A 15,934-nucleotide genomic window follows, 5' to 3' on the forward strand; every position below is an offset into this window, starting at 1 on the left:
GACTCACGGGGTTACGCCGGGGCCCAAAGCGCCTATTTCAGAGCTGGCGGCGCCTCAGCCGCGCCCGTTCCCCACCCGGACGGCTCCGGGCCGACCGTGAAGTCGAGCGAGCGGGCACCCCGCAGCATCCCGCTCGTCACATACGTACGGCTGTACGAGGACCCGTCGACGGCCACCGACTGGACGTACCGTCGGCTGTCCGACGTACCCGGCGCCGTGACCGTGAGGGCGCCGAGCGGGTAGTAGCGGGGGTCGAGGGTGAGGTCGACCCGGTCGAAGACCGGGGTGGACAGACCCCAGGTGTCATAGCCGGGCTGCACCGGGAAGATCCCGATCGTGGACAGGACGTGCCAGGCGGACATGGTGCCCATGTCGTCGTTGCCGGTCATCCCGGTCGGGCCGTCCGTGTAGAGGGTCAGCGCGGCGTGCACGACCTCGGTCGTCTTCCAGGGCTGGCCGGTGGACAGGTAGGTGTACGGGGCGGTGAGGTCGACCTCGTTCTGCGGGTTGTACTTGTCCGCGTTGTAGTAGGCGTACGGGCCGTTCACCCACACCTCGCGGGCCGTTCCGGCCGGGTCCGCCATCATCCGGTCGTACGCGAAGAAGGCGTCGAGCCGCTCGTTGGCCGCCTGCCTGCCGCCGAGCAGGTCCACCAGGCCCGGCAGGTCCTGCGGAACCAGCCACTGGTACTGCCAGGCCGTGCCCTCGTGGAACCCCTCGCCCTTGGCCGGATCGGGGTCGCCCGCGAAGGCGCCCGAGCCGTCCCGGGGCCGGAAGAAGCCGGTCGAGGGATCGAAGACATCGCGGTAGCTCTGCGCCCGGTCCGCGTAGCGGGCGGCGTCGGCCTCGTGGCCGAGCTCGCGTGCCATCTGGGCCAGCATCGCGTCGGACAGGGCGTACTCCAGGGTGACGGACGCCCCCCAGTGGTAGTCCGAGTCGCCGGGCTTCGTACGCGGGCGGCCCTTGAGATAGGGCGCGAAGCCGTTCTCGATGTACTCCCGGTTCGCCTCGCGCCCCAGCATGGGCAGCGCGGCGGGCGGCACGCCGTCCGCGTTCTTCTTCAGGGCGCGGTACGCCCGCTCCTCGTGACCGTGCAGCAGCCCCTGCTGGTAGGCGTGGGTGAGGAACGGGGTGACCGGGTCGCCGGTCATGATGTTGGTCTCGACCGTGCCGTAGCCCCACTTGGGCAGCCAGCCGCCCTCCTCGTCGATCTTGAGCACCGACAGCGCCATGTCCCGGGCCTCACGGGGCGCGAGCAGCGACAGGAGCTGCGCCTGGGTGCGGTAGGTGTCCCACAGGGACCAGTTCTGGTAGTAGGTGAAGTCCCGCGCGCGGTGGATCCTCAGGTCCCAGCCGGTGTAGCGGCCGTCGGCGTCGCTGCCGATGTTGGGGGCGAGGAAGCTGCGGTAGAGGGACGAGTAGAAGGTCCGGCGGAGTGTGTCCGGGCCGCCGGTCACGCCGACGTCGTCGAGGCGTGCCTCCCAGGCGTTCCTGGCCTCCTCCCGCACCTCGTCGAACGGACGTCCGCCCTCGGCGCGCAGGTTGCCGGCCGCGCCCTCCGCGTCCACGTACGACAGGGCGGTGGTCGCCTCGACAGTGCGGTCCCCGTCCGTCGTGTCGAAGCGGACGTAGGCGCCGTCGGCCCCGGTCCGGGAGCCGCCGGTGACCGTGGTGCCGTCCCAGGTGCCGTACGCCGTGAACGGGCGGTCGAAGCGGGTGATCGTATGGACGGTGTACGGCTTGGTGCCCCGGCAGAAGCCGGAGCCGGTGATCGTCGTGCGCACGGTCCGGTCGTCGAGGATCTCGACCCGGTTCGCCACCTTCGTGTGCAGCGACTGGCCCGCGTTGAGCAGCACGTTGGCCTTGCCGGTCGCCGGGAAGGTGTAGCGCTGGACGCCGGTGCGCGCGGTCGCCGTCAGCTCGGCCTCGATGCCCGATTCCAGGCCCACCTGGTAGTGGCCGGGACTCGCGCTCTCGCTGTCGTGGGTGAACTCGGCGGCGTAGGACGCGTAGTCGGTGCTCGTGATGTCGCCGGTCGTGGGCAGGACCGGCAGGTCGCCGCCGATCCGGCAGCCGACACCGGAGAGGTGGACGAGGGAGAAGCCCCGGATGCGGCTCTGGGAGTAGCGGTAACCGGTCTTGTGCCCGGTGTCGGGCGAGAGCTGCACCATGCCGAAGGGCACGGTCGCGCCGGGGAAGGTGTTGCCCTCGTTCTCCGTGCCGATGAACGGGTTGACCAGGTCGGTGAGCCGCTCCTCACGTGCGTGGGCGGCCGGGGCGGCGAGCGCGCCGGCCATCAGGGCGGCGGCCGTCACCGCCCCCGCGGTGCGCAGCGTCCATCTCACTGGGAGAACCTCCGTGGGCTCGGGCCGGCTGGCGGGGCGGCCCGCGGGAGGCTCCCGGGTCCGTGTCCCGGATCCGTTCCTCGTCGGACGTCCCGATCCGCGCCGCGCCCCGCACCGTCACCTCGCGGCCGTACGGCAACAGCCCGTTCGGCTCACTCGCCGGAGCCCGGACACGCCGACGGCCCCGGTGAGCACGGACTCACCGGGGCCGTCGGCGTGGCTCGGGGGCACCTGCCTACGACACGTGCTGGCCCTTCCCGAGGCCGATCACGCCGCCCTTGGAAACGGTGTACAGGTCGGCGTCCCGCTCCGGGTTGACGCCGATGGTCGCCCCCGGGGGGACCTCGACGTTCTTGTCCAGGACGGCCCCGCGCACGATCGCGCCCCGCCCGATGCGCACGTTGTCGTGCAGGACCGACCCCTGGACGACGGCACCCGGATCGACCCGGACGCCGGGCGAGAGCACCGAGCGCGTCACCTGGCCCCGGATCAGGCACCCGGCGCTGATGATCGACTCGCTGGCGATGCCGCCGGCGTTGAAGCGGGCGGGCGACAGCTGGCCGGAGTGGGTGTAGACGGGCCAGCTGCGGTTGTAGAGGTTGAAGGCGGGCCGCTCGGCGATCAGGTCCATGTGGGCGTCGTAGTACGCGTCGAGCGTGCCGACGTCCCGCCAGTAGCCCTGGTCGCGGGTCGTCTCGCCGGGCACGTGGTTCTCGCTGAAGTCGTACAGCTGGGCCTCACCCCGGTCCGTGAGCGAGGGCAGTATCGAACCGCCCATGTCGTGCACGGAGTCGCCGTCCTCCGCGTCCCGCTGCAGGGCCTCGATGAGGGCCTTGGTGGTGAAGATGTAGTTGCCCATCGAGGCGAACACGCACCCGGGGTCGTCGGGCAGGCCCGGCGGGTCGGCGGGCTTCTCCAGGAAGCCCTGCACGGTCTGGCCGTCCGAGCCGGGACTGATCACGCCGAAGGACGACGACTCGGCGCGCGGCACCCGTATCCCCGCGACGGTGACCCCTGCGCCGCTCTCGATGTGCTGGTTGAGCATCTGGCGGGGGTCCATGCGGTAGACGTGGTCGGCACCGAACACCGCGACGTAGTCGGGCTGTTCGTCGTACACGAGGTTGAGGGACTGGAGAATGGCGTCGGCACTGCCCAGGTACCAGCGCGGACCGAGGCGCTGCTGGGCGGGGACCGGGGTGACGTAGTTGCCGAGCAGACTGGACATCCGCCACGTGGTGGTGATGTGCCGGTCCAGCGAGTGCGACTTGTACTGCGTGAGCACGCAGATGCGCATGATGTCACCGTTGACGAGATTGGACAGGACGAAGTCGACCAGGCGATACGTTCCGCCAAAGGTCACCGCCGGTTTCGCGCGGTCCGCGGTCAACGGCATCAGGCGTTTGCCCTCTCCGCCCGCCAGCACGATTCCGAGCACAGAAGGCCCACCACGACGCATCGTCGCTCCCCTCACCGTGGTTGTGCACGATGCTTTCCCGTACGCCGGTCGGGCTAAGCCTGTTGACCTTGTTTGAGGATCTCCTCATAGAGCCTTACCGTCCGCCTGGCCACGGCGTCCCAGCCGAACTCCCCCACCGCGCGCTCCCGTCCGGCGTCCCCCATGCGCCGCGCGGCCTCCGGATCACCGATCACGGAGTCCAGGGCTCGCGCGAGGTCCGCCTCGAAGATCCCCGAGTCGTCGTCCAGGGACACCAGTACCCCGGTTTTCCCGTCCTCCACCACCTCGGGGATGCCTCCGACCCGCGAGGCCACGACGGGAGTTCCGCAGGCCATCGCCTCCAGGTTGACGATGCCCAGCGGCTCGTACACCGAAGGGCAGACGAACACGGCGGCGTGCGTGAGGAGTTGGATGACATCCGGGCGGGGCAGCATCTGCGGGATCCAGAAGACGCCCTCGCGTACGGCGCTCAGTTCCTGGAAGAGCTCGCGGAACTCCCGGTCGATCTCCGGGGTGTCGGGGGCGCCCGCGCACAGCACCACCTGGGCCGCCGGGTCGATGTCCCGTACCGCGCGCAGCAGATGGGGGACACCCTTCTGGCGGGTGATGCGGCCGACGAACAGGACGTACGGCCGGTCGGGGTCGACGCCGATCCGGGTGAGCGCGTCCGTGCCGTGGTCGGGGCGGTAGAGGGTGGTGTCGATGCCGTTGTGGACGACATGGACGGTGGCCGGGTCGAGGGCCGGGTAGCAGGCGAGGATGTCCTCGCGCATGGCCCCGGACACGGCGATCACGGCGTCGGCGGCCTCGATGGCGGTGCGCTCGGCCCAGCTCGACAGGGCGTATCCGCCGCCGAGCTGCTCGGCCTTCCAGGGGCGCAGGGGCTCCAGGGAGTGCGCGGTCATCACGTGCGGGACGCCGTACAGGAGCTTGGCGAAGTGGCCGGCGAGGTTGGCGTACCAGGTGTGGGAGTGGACGAGTTCGCGGCCTTCGAGGGCGGCGGCGATGGAGAGGTCGGTGGAGAACGTACGCAGGGCGTCGTTGCTCCCGTCCAGCGCCGGCCAGGACCGGTGCCGGACGACGCCGACTCCGCGGCCCTCGCCCCAGCAGTGCACCTCCAGGTCGGTGAGGGCGCCCAGCTCCCGGGCCAGAAACTCGACATGGACACCCGCGCCGCCGTACACATCCGGCGGGTACTCCCGGGTCAGCAGGCCCACACGCACCCAAAACTCCCTGCCTCGGCGGTTGGTTCCCACATGGTCACCCAGATGTGGCGTCCGGGGAAGACCATGGTGTCCTGGTGAAGCAGCAGTCGCCGCAGATCCCGCCGCCGGGCACCCGGTAGTAGAGGCAACAACTGCGCCGCCGGAAGGCGCTTTTGGTGAGGGTGCCGGTCGGGGCGAGGCGGGGGTGGGCGAACAGTTCGGAAGCGAGGACCTGGGCGCGTGCACCGGCGTCCGTGCCCGCCCCGCGCGCCCAGCGGTCGAGCTCGCGGGCCGCGCCGGCCAGCGCCGAGCCCGCGTTGCCCCACAGCAGGCCCTCGGCGACGCCGTACCGGCCGTGCAGGGCGGCCGTGAGGGGCTCCAGATGCCCTCGTACGACGAGGTCCGCGATCGTCGCCGCGTCGGCCGGTAGGGGACGCACGTCCGCCAGCCACAGGTCGTCGGGGGCACTCGCGGCAGGGTCCCAGTGGAGCAGGCGGGGGTCGACGTCGGGGACCGTGCCGTACAGGACTGCACAGCCGAGGGCGACGGACCACAGACGGGCCGCGAGCCCCTGTTGGGCGATCGACGCGGAAACGCGCAGCTCAGAGGCGTGAATACGGTCTGCGACCGTACGGAGGCGGAAAGTTATGGAATCCGGGTAAACGTCCTCCCCGCGGTGTGCGTACGCCTGCGCGAGTGTCGGCGGTTGATCGTCGAGGGCTCCGGCCGTGCGTAGTACGAAGAAGCCGCCGAGCTGCCGGAGCGCCGCGAGATCGGGGTCGAGGTCCACGAGAGGCAGTAGTACCAGGTCGGACAGTAGACCGAGAGCAGCAGCTCCGCTCCCGCGTCGCCCACCCTGGGGAGGACGTGGGACCCGGCGTACTCCATCGGCAGTAGGACGTAATGGATGCTCTGGTACGACGCGGTGGCGCCCGCGAGGGGGGATCGTAGTCACCATGGAAGCCGACCGATCGCCGCGCCGGGCCCCGCGCCCCCGCTGCACGCAGAGGAGTTGCTCATGAGCGCCCTCGCGTTGTCCATTGTGCTGTCGCTCGTCTCCGCTGTCGCCTACGCGGGTGGGGCGATCGTGCAGGAGAGGGTCGCGGATTCCGGGCACGGTCCGTCCTACGCGCCGATGCGCAGGCCGGTCTGGTGGGCCGCCGTGGCGCTGAACGGCTTCGGCGGAGTGCTGCACGTGGTGGCGCTGGCCTTCGGGCCGCTGAGCGTCGTCCAGCCGATGGGCGCCCTGACCATCGTGTTCGCGCTGCCGATGGCGGCCCTGTTCGTGCGCCGCAAGGCCGGGGCGGCGGCCTGGCGCGGCGCGATCATGGCGACGCTCGGACTCGCGGGCCTGCTGTCCCTGGTCGGCACCTCCGAGGCGCAGTCCCTGGGCACCACCGAGCGGGTGCTGCTGGCCGTGGTCACCAGCTCCGCGGTGGTGGCGCTGATGGTGGCGGGGCGTGCCGCGCACCGGCACCCGGCGGTGCGCAGCACCCTGCTCGCGATCGCGTCCGGTATCGCCTTCGGGATGTCGTCCGTGTTCACGAAGGTCGTCGCCGTGGACTGGTCCGGCGGCCTCACGACCGCGGATGTGCCGTCACTGGCGTTGATCGCGGTGCTCGGTGTCTCCGGTCTGCTTCTCTCACAGGCGGCCTACCGGGGCGGCGGCCTCACGGCGCCGCTCGCGACGCTGACGGTCGTGAACCCGGTCGTGGCGGCGGCGGTCGGCATCACGATGTTCGGCGAGACCTTCCGGTACGGCACCACGGGCACCATCCTCGCGCTGAGCTGCGGTGTGGTCGCGGCGGGCGGCCTGATCCTGCTCACCACGGAGCGGCTGCAGCACGCCACCCACAGGGACGCCACGCCCTCTGCCTTTCTTTCCCCTGTTCCTGTTTCCGTTGCTTCGGCACCCTCGTCACCGGAACAGGCCGGATCCGGCCAGGAGGAGCACATGGAGACGGCGGCGGTGAGCAAGGAACCCGCCCACGCGGCCCTGACCACCGTGGCGGCACCGGCACCGCTGACCGTGCCCGATGTGCTCGACGGGGAGCCCGTTCCCTACGGGGCCTTCTCCGGCATCCCCTACGTGCCGATCCCGATCTCCGCCCGGGACCGGCACCGTATGCGGGTCAAATCCTGACGCCGCCGGCCCGGAGATAGGCCACCGGGTCGATGTCGCTGCCGAAGCCGGGTCCCGTCCGCACCTCGAAGTGCAGATGCGGGCCCGTGCTGTTGCCCGTCGAACCGGAGCGCCCGATGCGCTGCCCGACGGACACCGACTGCCCCGCCCGCACGGAGATCGCGGACAGATGCGCGTACTGCGAGTAGCGCCCGTCGGCGTGCCGGATCACCACCTGGTACCCGAAGGACCCGCCCCAGCCCGCTTCGACGACCTCACCCACGCCGATCGCCTTCACGGAGGTCCCGGTGGGCACCGGGAAGTCCACGCCCGTGTGGTAGCCCTTCGACCAGGAGGAACCCGACTTGTGGTACGGCGTCCCGGTCGCGGCGCCCACGGGCGCGGTGAGGGTGGTGGTCGTGGTGCGGGGTGCCTTGGTGGCGGCCTTCTCGGCGGTGCGCGCGGGGGCCTTCTCCGTCGTGGACTTGCGCGCGGGCTCGGCGGTGGCGGGGGCGGCGGGCGCGGCCTTCGTACGGAGGTTCAGCCGCTGGCCGGGGACGATCAGGTCCGGATCGGTGCCGATGGTCGTGCGGTTGGCCGCGTAGAGGCGCTGCCAGCCGCCCCGGACCTCGCGGTCGTCGGCGATGCCGGAGAGGGTGTCGCCGTGCACGACGGTGTACATCTCGGCGGTGCCCGCCTGGGACTGGGGCGTGATCTGCGGCTTCACGTCACGGACGGTCCGCTGGGACTTCCGTTCGGAGTTGCCCGGGTTGCCGGAGGGGTTGATGTCGGGGGTGTCGCCGCCGCGGGTGAGGCCGGCGCGGACCGAACAGGTGGGCCAGGCGCCGGGGCCCTGTGCCTTGAGCACCTTCTCGGCCACGGCTATCTGCTGGTCCTTGGTGGCCAGATCCGCACGCCCGGCGTAGACCCTGCCGCCGTACGCCTCCCAGGTGGACTGGCTGAACTGGAGCCCGCCGTAGTACCCGTTGCCGGTGTTGATGTTCCAGTCGTTCGTGGACTCGCAGGCGGCGACCTTGTTCCAGGTCGCCACATCCGCCGCGTCCGCCGCTCCGGCACCGACCAGCGGGAGCGCGATCCCGGCGCTGCCCGCGGTGACGGTGAGAGAGGCCCGGTTGATCCGGTTCGGCTGGTACCGGCGATGCTTGCCGCGTACGGCCATGGAAGAGCCCCCTTACCGTTGCCAGGAGCCGCAAAAGTAAACGCTGTCAACAGGCCACACAAGACTGCAAATCAGCCTCCGTGCGGCCGAAGTTCGCCCGCCGCGAACCCGAAGTGGCCAGGAATACGGGTCGATTGCGTAAACGCTGAGGCAGGTGGGGGTCCTGGTCCGTATCTGCGTACGCAGGAACGGCAGCCCGGATGTGCGGTCGGCGTACCGGCGCGTCAGGATGGCCCGAAGGGCAATACTGGCGAGCACGTACGGCACCACCGATTCCAGGACCTACCGGCACCACCGTTTTCCAGGACCCACTAGGAGCCATCCGCATGAGCAACTCAGCCCAGATCGGCGTCACGGGACTCGCGGTGATGGGCCGCAACCTCGCCCGCAACTTCGCGCGCAACGGCTACACGGTCGCGCTGCACAACCGGACGGCGGCGCGTACGCACGCCCTGGTCGAGGAGTTCGGGTCCGAGGGCGACTTCATCGCGGCCGACACCGCCAAGGAGTTCGTGGCCGCGCTGGAACGGCCGCGTCGCCTGGTCGTCATGGTGAAGGCCGGTGAGCCGACCGACGCCGTCATCCAGGAGTTCGCCCCGCTCCTGGAGCCCGGCGACATGATCATCGACGGCGGCAACGCGCACTTCGCGGACACCCGGCGCCGGGAGCGCGACCTGCGCGAGCAGGGCATCCACTTCGTCGGCATGGGCGTCTCGGGCGGCGAGGAGGGCGCGTTGCTCGGCCCGAGCATCATGCCGGGCGGCCCGGTCGAGTCGTACGACTCGCTCGGTCCGATGCTGGAGAAGATCTCCGCGAAGGCGGCGGACGGCACCCCCTGTGTGTCACACGTGGGTCCGGACGGCGCCGGGCACTTCGTGAAGATGGTCCACAACGGCATCGAGTACGCCGACATGCAGCTGATCGGCGAGGCGTACCAGTTGCTGCGCGACGTCGCCGGGTACTCCCCCGCGCAGATCGCCGACATCTTCCGCACCTGGAACACGGGCCGTCTCGACTCCTACCTGATCGAGATCACCGCCGAGGTGCTGTCGCACGTGGACGCGGCGACGGGCAAGCCGTTCGTGGACGTGGTGGTGGACCAGGCCGAGCAGAAGGGCACCGGCCGCTGGACCGTGCAGATCGCCCTGGACCTGGGCGTGCCGGTGTCGGGCATCGCCGAGGCCGTCTTCGCCCGCTCCCTCTCCGGCCACGCGGCGCTGCGCGAGGCGTCGCGCGGGCTGGCCGGCCCGAAGGCGACCCCGCTGAGCGAGTCGGAGGCGGCGGCCTTCGCCGACCGTGTCGAGCAGGCGCTGTACGCGTCGAAGATCGTGTCGTACACCCAGGGCTTCCACGAGATCGCGGCGGGCGGCGCGGAGTACGACTGGAACATCGACCTCGGTGCCGTCTCGGCCCTCTGGCGCGGCGGCTGCATTATCCGGGCGGCGTTCCTGGACCGTATCCGCGCCGCGTACGACGCGCGGGCGGACCTGCCGAGCCTGCTGTCCGACGACACGTTCGCGCAGGAGATCGCGGCGGCGCAGGACGACTGGCGCGAGGTGCTGGTCGCCGCGACCCGCCAGGGTGTGCCCACGCCGGGCTTCGCGGCGGCCCTCGCGTACTACGACGCTCTGCGCGCGGAGCGGTTGCCTGCGGCGCTTACGCAGGGCCAGCGGGACTTCTTCGGTGCGCACACCTATCGGCGTACGGACCGCGAGGGCTCGTTCCACACGCTGTGGGGTGGGGATCGGTCCGAGGTGACCGGCTGAGGGTCGCTCCCGCGGGTCGGGCGGTTCTTCGGCTGCGGGTTGTGGGGGCAGGTCGCGCAGTTCCCCGCGCCCCTTTCGGGGCGCGGTTCCGCGCCCCGAGGGTGATGGTGGGCGGTCGGCATTTTCCGGCCGCCCACCTGGTCTTTCAGGACAGCGGTGGACCCGGTTCGGGCTCGGGTACCGGCTCGGGGCCCGGGGGCTGTGGGATGGGGGACGGGGCCGGGTCCGGAGGTGTCGGGGTCGGCCCGGGGATCGGAGGTTCCGGGTCGGGGCCCGGCGGAGGGCCCGGGGTCGGGTCCGGGTAGGGGCCGGGGGTGGGGCCCGGCGGTACGGGGTGGGGATACGGGTCCGGTTGGGTCACTGTGTCCTCCAGCCAGTGGGTTCGTCGGCTCTGGACTTCTCCCCCGCGTACCCGGCGCACGCGCCCCCACTCACCCCGTCGCGCTGTGCGCGGGGACCAGGTGGGTCACCGTCGGCCGGTCACGGCGGCCCGTGCCGCCGCCGCGAGTCCGGGCCGGGGGCTGGACAGCACCGGCACGGTGGTCGTCGTCAGTGCCTGCGCCGGGGTCATGGATGCCTGGGCGAGGACGATCGCGTCGGCGCTGTCGCCGGGGATCGAGTCCACCGCGTCGGCGACCGAACGGACGTAGCCCTCCGTGTCGCCGGCCTGGAAGAGGGACCAGGCGCCGTCCACCAACAGTGGCCGTACGTCGGCGGGGAGTCCGGCGCGGCGCGCCTCCTCCTCGACGAGGGCGACCGTGGGTCCGAACGTGCTCTCCGAGGTCGCGACGACGACCACCCTCGGGCCGATGGCCACCGCGGCGGCGGCCATCGGACGGTCGACCCGCAGGACGGGCACCCCGATCTCCCCGGCGGCCACCTCCGCGACGCCACCGATGGAGGAGCAGGTGCAGAGGACGGCGACGGCTCCGTCGGCGACGGCCTGCTCCAGGATGTCCCGGACGTCGCCGGCCACGGCGTCGGGCCCGTCGGCCCGGGCCCTGGTCAGCAGGTCCTCGTCGACGAAGTGGGCGAGTTCCAGGCCCTGGTGGTCCTCGTCGCACAGGGCCTCGAAGACCGGGACGTGCAGGGGCGAGGTGTGCAGAAGGGCGAGCACGGTGAGGGGAGTCCCCTTGTCGGGCGTCAGAAGCGGTCGGGGTTCGCCACGAGCCACTCCTTGGCGGCGCGGAGAAGCTGGGGGTCCGCCGCCGGGGCCTCGGCGGGGTGACGCTCGGCCCATTTCACGACGTACGGGCAGAGGGGAGCCACGACGATGCCCTCACGCGCGGCCATGAGGTAGAGCTCGCGGGCCAGTGAGCCCGCGATGCCCTGTCCCTCGTGCGCCGGCTCGACGATCGTGTGGACCGGGACCAGAGCGCGGCCCCGCGCGGCCAGCACGAAATACGCGATGTGGCCGACGACCTCCCCCGCCGCCAGCGCCTCCAGGCGGCCCGCCGTCCGGTCGTCGCGGATCTCTATGTCGCTCATGGACACACTCCTCATCGGGTCCTCGGATCGCCGGCCGGATACGTCGGCTCGCCGGACGGTCAGACCGTGACCGCCTGTGGGCTGCGCTCCTGGTCCGATCCCGGCACCGGCTCGGCCGGGTCGGCGCCCAGCGCCACGACACGGTTGCCGTGGTCCACGTGGACCACCTTCGGCCGCAGCGCCCGCGCCTCGGCGTCGGTCACCTGAGCGTAACTGATGATGATCACCAGATCCCCGGGATGGACCAGGTGGGCTGCCGCCCCGTTGATCCCGACGACGCCGGACCCCCGCTCGCCCTCGATGACATAGGTCTCCAGCCGGGCACCGTTGGTGATGTCGACGATGTGCACGAGCTCACCGGGCAGCAGATCGGCTGCGTCGAGGAGGTCGGCGTCGATGGTCACGGAGCCGACGTAGTGCAGGTCGGCCTGGGTGACGGTGGCTCGGTGGATCTTGGACTTGAACATGGTGCGCAGCAATGTGGACTCCTCAAGACGGCTCCCTGCCAGCTTTCTGCAGGTCAAGGGCGGTCCTCACCCTACAACTGGCCCGCCTCGCAGTCGACGGTCGTCAGCGACGTCGCTCCACAAGAGCAGCCTCCCCGAACCCTTCCCCTCCCTCACCTGCACGGCCGTACGCCCCGCGCGAGCTATACGCCCTACGTATACATGCCGCGTATACACGGCATGTATAGTGTGCTCATGTCCATCGGTCACACCCTTTTGGGGCTCCTGGAGTCCGGTCCACGCCACGGTTACGACCTGAAGCGGGCCTTCGACGAGACGTTCGGTCACGACCGACCGTTGCACTACGGCCAGGTCTACTCGACGATGTCCCGGCTGCTGAAGAACGGCCTCGTGGAGGTCGACGGGATCGAGGCCGGCGGCGGACCGGAGCGCAAGCGCTACGCGATCACCGACGCCGGCATCACCGACGTGGAGCAGTGGCTCGCGACCCCGCAGAAGCCTGAGGAGTACCTCCAGTCGGCCCTTTACACCAAAGTCGTCCTCGCGCTGCTCACCCACCGGGACGCCGCCGACATCCTCGACACCCAACGCTCCGAGCATCTGCGCAGCATGCGCATCCTGACCGACCGCAAGCGCAAGGGCGATCTGGCGGACCAGCTGATCTGCGACCACGCCCTCTTCCATCTGGAGGCGGACCTGCGCTGGCTGGAACTGACCGCCGCCCGACTCGACAAACTCCGTGAGGCTGTAGCCCGATGACGACTTCTCCCCCTGGTCGCCTGCTCACCGCGCAGGACCTGCGCAAGACCTACGCGCACACCCACGCCCTCGACGGCGCCGAGTTCTCCATCCACCCCGGCGAGGTCGTCGCCGTCATGGGCCCCTCCGGCTCCGGCAAGTCGACGCTGCTGCACTGCCTCGCGGGCATCCTGCCGCCCGACTCCGGGTCGATCACCTACAACGGGCGCGAGATGACGACGATGAGCGACGCCCAGCGCAGCGCGTTGCGCCGCTCCGAGTTCGGCTTCGTGTTCCAGTTCGGGCAGCTCGTGCCGGAACTGACCTGCGTGGAGAACGTCGCCCTGCCGCTCAGGCTGAACGGCACCTCCCGCAAGGAGGCCGAGCGGGCGGCGCTCGGCTGGATGGAACGCCTGGAGGTCGACGACCTGAAGGGCAAGCGGCCGGGCGAGGTCTCCGGCGGCCAGGGCCAGCGCGTCGCCGTGGCCCGTGCACTGGTCACCGGTCCCCGGGTGCTGTTCGCCGACGAACCGACCGGCGCGCTCGACTCCTACAACGGCGAGCGCGTGATGGAACTGCTCACCGACGCGGCCCGCTCCACCAACGCCGCCGTCGTCCTCGTCACCCACGAGACCCGGGTGGCCGCCTACTCCGACCGCGAGATCGTCGTGCGCGACGGCAGGTCCCAGGACATGGAGCGCGCCATATGAATCCGCGCCACTGGGCCAGAGACCTGGCTATGGGAGCCCGGTTCGCCGTCACCGGCGGACGCGAGGGCTGGGTCCGGATGACGTTGACAGCGGTCGGCGTCGGCCTCGGCGTGGCCCTGCTCCTGTTGTGCACCGCGATGCCCAACGTGATCGCCTCCCGCAACAAGGTGGAGGACGCCCGCTACGCCAACGTGTACTCCCAGACGGTCCCGCCCAAGGCCGACGACACTCTCCTGATCGCCGTCGCGGACACCACCTGGCACGACGACGACATCCGGGGCCGGATCGTCGAACCCGAGGGCAGGCGGGCGCCGCTGCCTCCGGGGGTCGACCGCTTCCCGGGCAAGGGCGAGATGGTGGTCTCCCCCGCGCTGAAGGACCTGCTGGACTCGGACGACGCGAAACTGCTGCGGGAACGCCTGCCGTACAGGATCACCGGCACGATCGGCGAGAGCGGGCTGATCGGCTCGCACGAACTGGCTTACTATGCGGGCGCCTCGGGGTTGAAGCTCTCGGTGACCTTCCCGGTGACGCGGCTGACCGAGTACGGCAAACCGGACGCGCCGCCCGAGGAGACCGACCCGGTGCTCCTGCTCATGGTCATGGTCGTGATCGTGGTGCTGCTGACGCCGGTCGCCGTGTTCATCGCCGCCGCCGTCCGCTTCGGCGGCGAACGCCGCGACCGCCGCCTCGCCGCGCTGCGCCTGGTCGGTTCCGACCGGGGGATGACCCGTCGGATCGCGGCGGGCGAGGCGCTGGCCGGAGCCCTGCTCGGCCTGGCCGTGGGCACCGGCTTCTTCCTGCTCGGCCGCCAGAAGCTGGGCACCGGCGAGTTGCTGGGCGTGAGCGTCTGGCCCAGCTACCTCGACCCGGCCCCCGCGCTCGCCGCGCTGGTCGCGGTGGCGGTGCCGGTCGCCGCGGTGCTGGTCACGCTGCTCGCGATGCGCGGCGTGGTCGTCGAACCCCTCGGTGTCGTGCGCGCGGCCAGGCAGCGCCGCCGCCGGCTGTGGTGGCGGCTGCTGCCACCGCTGGCGGGCCTCGGGATGCTCTACCCGATGCTCGGCCAGGGCCACGAGAACGGTGACTTCAACCAGTACCTCGTCATCGGTGGCGTCCTGATGCTGCTGATCGGCATCACCGCCCTGCTGCCCTGGGCCGTGGAGGCGGTCGTCGTCCGGCTCGGCAAGGGCCCGCTGTCCTGGCAGCTGGCCGTGCGACGGCTTCAGCTGAGCAGCGGCACCGCCGCCCGCATGGTCAACGGCATCGCCGTGGCGGTGGCCGGGGCCATCGCGCTGCAGATGCTGTTCACGGGAACACAGAACCGGTACACCGAGAGCACCGGCATGGACCCCGACCGGGTGCAGATGCAGGTCGAGTTCAGCAGCCCCAAGCCGCCTTCCGGCATCGAGCGCGCATTCACCGGCACCAAGGGTGTCCGGGCCGCGGCGGTCCTGGCCCGCGCCGAGTACGGGGACTCACGTCGGGACCCGAAGAGCAACAGCGACCTGACCGTGGGTAGCTGCGCCGCCCTGCGCGAACTCGCCGCATTGCCCTCCTGCAAGGACGGTGACGTGTTCATCAAGCGAACGCGGAGCGGCTACTCGGACCCCAGCAACGCAGCCGAAATCGCCCTGGCGAAGCCCGGCCGGCAGCTCTACATCGACCCGTCGTACGACGGCGAGGACCGCGGTCTGGAGGTGCCCTGGACCGTTCCGGCGAACCTTCGGCAGGTGAACGCGCGCAAGGACTCACTGCAGGAATACGCCAGTCTGCTGGTCACCCCCGCCGCTCTGCCCGCCAAGGCCGCGCCTGCGGTGTTCTCGGACGGTGTCTACCTGCGTCTGGACCCGTCGGTACCGGACTCGCGGGAGTACGTACGCAACGTCGCCGCCCGTATGGACCCCCTGGCACAGGCCTTCGGCTGGTCGGCGACCCAGGAGAACGCCAAGTACACCTCCATCCGCACCGGCCTGTTCGTCGGCTCCGCCTTCGTGCTGGCACTGATCGGGGCGAGTCTGCTGGTCTCCCAGCTGGAGCAGCTGCGCGAACGCAGGAAGCTGCTCTCCGCGCTGGTCGCCTTCGGCACCCGTCGCCGCACGCTGAGCCTGTCGGTGCTGTGGCAGACGGCCCTCCCGGTCGGACTCGGTCTCGTACTGGCCACGGGGGTGGGTGTCGTCCTCGGCACGGTGCTGCTGAAGATGACCCGTATACCGGTGGCCATGGACTGGGCGAGCGTGCTCACCATGACCGGCGTGGGCGCGGCCGTGGTCGGCGTGGTCACACTGCTCAGCCTGCCGCCGCTCCTGCGCATGATGCGCCCGTCGGGCCTGCGCACGGAGTAACCCCCCGCACATCCCATGAAGTGGGCTCCTCCTACCGGAAGGAGCCCACTCCTGCACGCGGGCAGGCCCGCACGGTCACCGGCCGCCGTGCACAGGTTCGTTGGCCCGTGCGAAC

General features: G+C 71.0%; 13 protein-coding genes. 5 read left to right on the forward strand and 8 right to left on the reverse strand.

Going from position 1 to position 15,934, the window contains the following annotated elements; translation table 11 throughout:
- Positions 1-32: 32 nt before the first annotated feature.
- The 4 genes from IEY89_RS04130 to IEY89_RS04145 form a co-directional block, all read right to left on the reverse strand.
- Positions 33-2,297, reverse strand: a complete 2,265-nt coding sequence (locus tag IEY89_RS04130) for a GH92 family glycosyl hydrolase (protein ID WP_189146093.1) — start codon at positions 2,295-2,297, stop codon at positions 33-35.
- A 283-nt stretch (positions 2,298-2,580) separates the two neighbouring features.
- A complete protein-coding gene (gene glgC / locus IEY89_RS04135) occupies positions 2,581-3,801 on the reverse strand; it encodes a glucose-1-phosphate adenylyltransferase (protein WP_189145865.1) in 1,221 nt (406 codons plus the stop codon).
- A 53-nt stretch (positions 3,802-3,854) separates the two neighbouring features.
- Positions 3,855-5,024, reverse strand: coding sequence for a glycogen synthase (gene glgA / locus IEY89_RS04140; RefSeq protein ID WP_189145866.1), 1,170 nt, complete (start codon positions 5,022-5,024; stop codon positions 3,855-3,857).
- 37 nt (positions 5,025-5,061) lie between these two features.
- A complete protein-coding gene (locus tag IEY89_RS04145) occupies positions 5,062-5,796 on the reverse strand; it encodes a (2Fe-2S)-binding protein (RefSeq protein WP_189145867.1) in 735 nt (244 codons plus the stop codon).
- A 228-nt stretch (positions 5,797-6,024) separates the two neighbouring features.
- Between IEY89_RS04145 and IEY89_RS04150 the strand changes: the two genes are divergently transcribed.
- A complete protein-coding gene (locus IEY89_RS04150; RefSeq protein ID WP_229695047.1) occupies positions 6,025-7,149 on the forward strand; it encodes a DMT family transporter in 1,125 nt (374 codons plus the stop codon).
- On the opposite strand, the gene IEY89_RS04155 is transcribed toward IEY89_RS04150, so the two are convergent.
- Positions 7,139-8,308, reverse strand: a complete 1,170-nt coding sequence (locus IEY89_RS04155) for a transglycosylase family protein (RefSeq protein ID WP_189145869.1) — start codon at positions 8,306-8,308, stop codon at positions 7,139-7,141. The two genes, IEY89_RS04150 and IEY89_RS04155, sit on opposite strands and share 11 nt — an antisense overlap.
- 326 nt (positions 8,309-8,634) lie before the next feature.
- Between IEY89_RS04155 and gnd the strand changes: the two genes are divergently transcribed.
- Positions 8,635-10,074, forward strand: a complete 1,440-nt coding sequence (gene gnd, locus IEY89_RS04160) for an NADP-dependent phosphogluconate dehydrogenase (protein WP_189145870.1) — start codon at positions 8,635-8,637, stop codon at positions 10,072-10,074.
- Positions 10,075-10,540: 466 nt separating this feature from the next.
- Here the strand turns inward: gnd and IEY89_RS04165 are convergent, their stop codons facing one another.
- Genes IEY89_RS04165 through panD form a run of 3 tightly spaced genes read right to left on the reverse strand, consistent with a single transcriptional unit; the run spans position 10,541 to position 12,041 of the window.
- The gene (locus IEY89_RS04165) at positions 10,541-11,191 is read right to left on the reverse strand and encodes an aspartate/glutamate racemase family protein (RefSeq protein ID WP_189145871.1); all 651 of its coding nucleotides are present in this window, start codon (positions 11,189-11,191) and stop codon (positions 10,541-10,543) included.
- A gap of 26 nt (positions 11,192-11,217) precedes the next feature.
- The gene (locus IEY89_RS04170; protein ID WP_189145872.1) at positions 11,218-11,562 is read right to left on the reverse strand and encodes a GNAT family N-acetyltransferase; all 345 of its coding nucleotides are present in this window, start codon (positions 11,560-11,562) and stop codon (positions 11,218-11,220) included.
- Between the two features lie 59 nt (positions 11,563-11,621).
- On the reverse strand, positions 11,622-12,041 hold the full coding sequence (panD, locus tag IEY89_RS04175; RefSeq protein WP_189146094.1) for an aspartate 1-decarboxylase: 420 nt from the start codon (positions 12,039-12,041) through the stop codon (positions 11,622-11,624).
- A 222-nt stretch (positions 12,042-12,263) separates the two neighbouring features.
- On the opposite strand from panD, the gene IEY89_RS04180 reads away from it, so the two are divergent.
- From IEY89_RS04180 to IEY89_RS04190, 3 genes are read left to right on the forward strand one after another with little or no spacing between them, the layout of a single operon-like run.
- Positions 12,264-12,788 carry a PadR family transcriptional regulator gene (locus IEY89_RS04180; protein WP_189145873.1) on the forward strand — a complete coding sequence of 175 codons (525 nt, stop codon included), beginning with the start codon at positions 12,264-12,266 and terminating at the stop codon, positions 12,786-12,788.
- Positions 12,785-13,477, forward strand: coding sequence for an ABC transporter ATP-binding protein (locus tag IEY89_RS04185; RefSeq protein ID WP_189145874.1), 693 nt, complete (start codon positions 12,785-12,787; stop codon positions 13,475-13,477). The genes IEY89_RS04180 and IEY89_RS04185 overlap by 4 nt, the downstream gene beginning before the upstream one ends.
- Positions 13,474-15,819 carry an ABC transporter permease gene (locus IEY89_RS04190; RefSeq protein ID WP_189145875.1) on the forward strand — a complete coding sequence of 782 codons (2,346 nt, stop codon included), beginning with the start codon at positions 13,474-13,476 and terminating at the stop codon, positions 15,817-15,819. The genes IEY89_RS04185 and IEY89_RS04190 overlap by 4 nt, the downstream gene beginning before the upstream one ends.
- Positions 15,820-15,934 lie beyond the last annotated feature (115 nt).

This window comes from Streptomyces lacrimifluminis (genome assembly GCF_014646095.1).
GTDB classification, from domain to species: domain Bacteria; phylum Actinomycetota; class Actinomycetes; order Streptomycetales; family Streptomycetaceae; genus Streptomyces; species Streptomyces lacrimifluminis.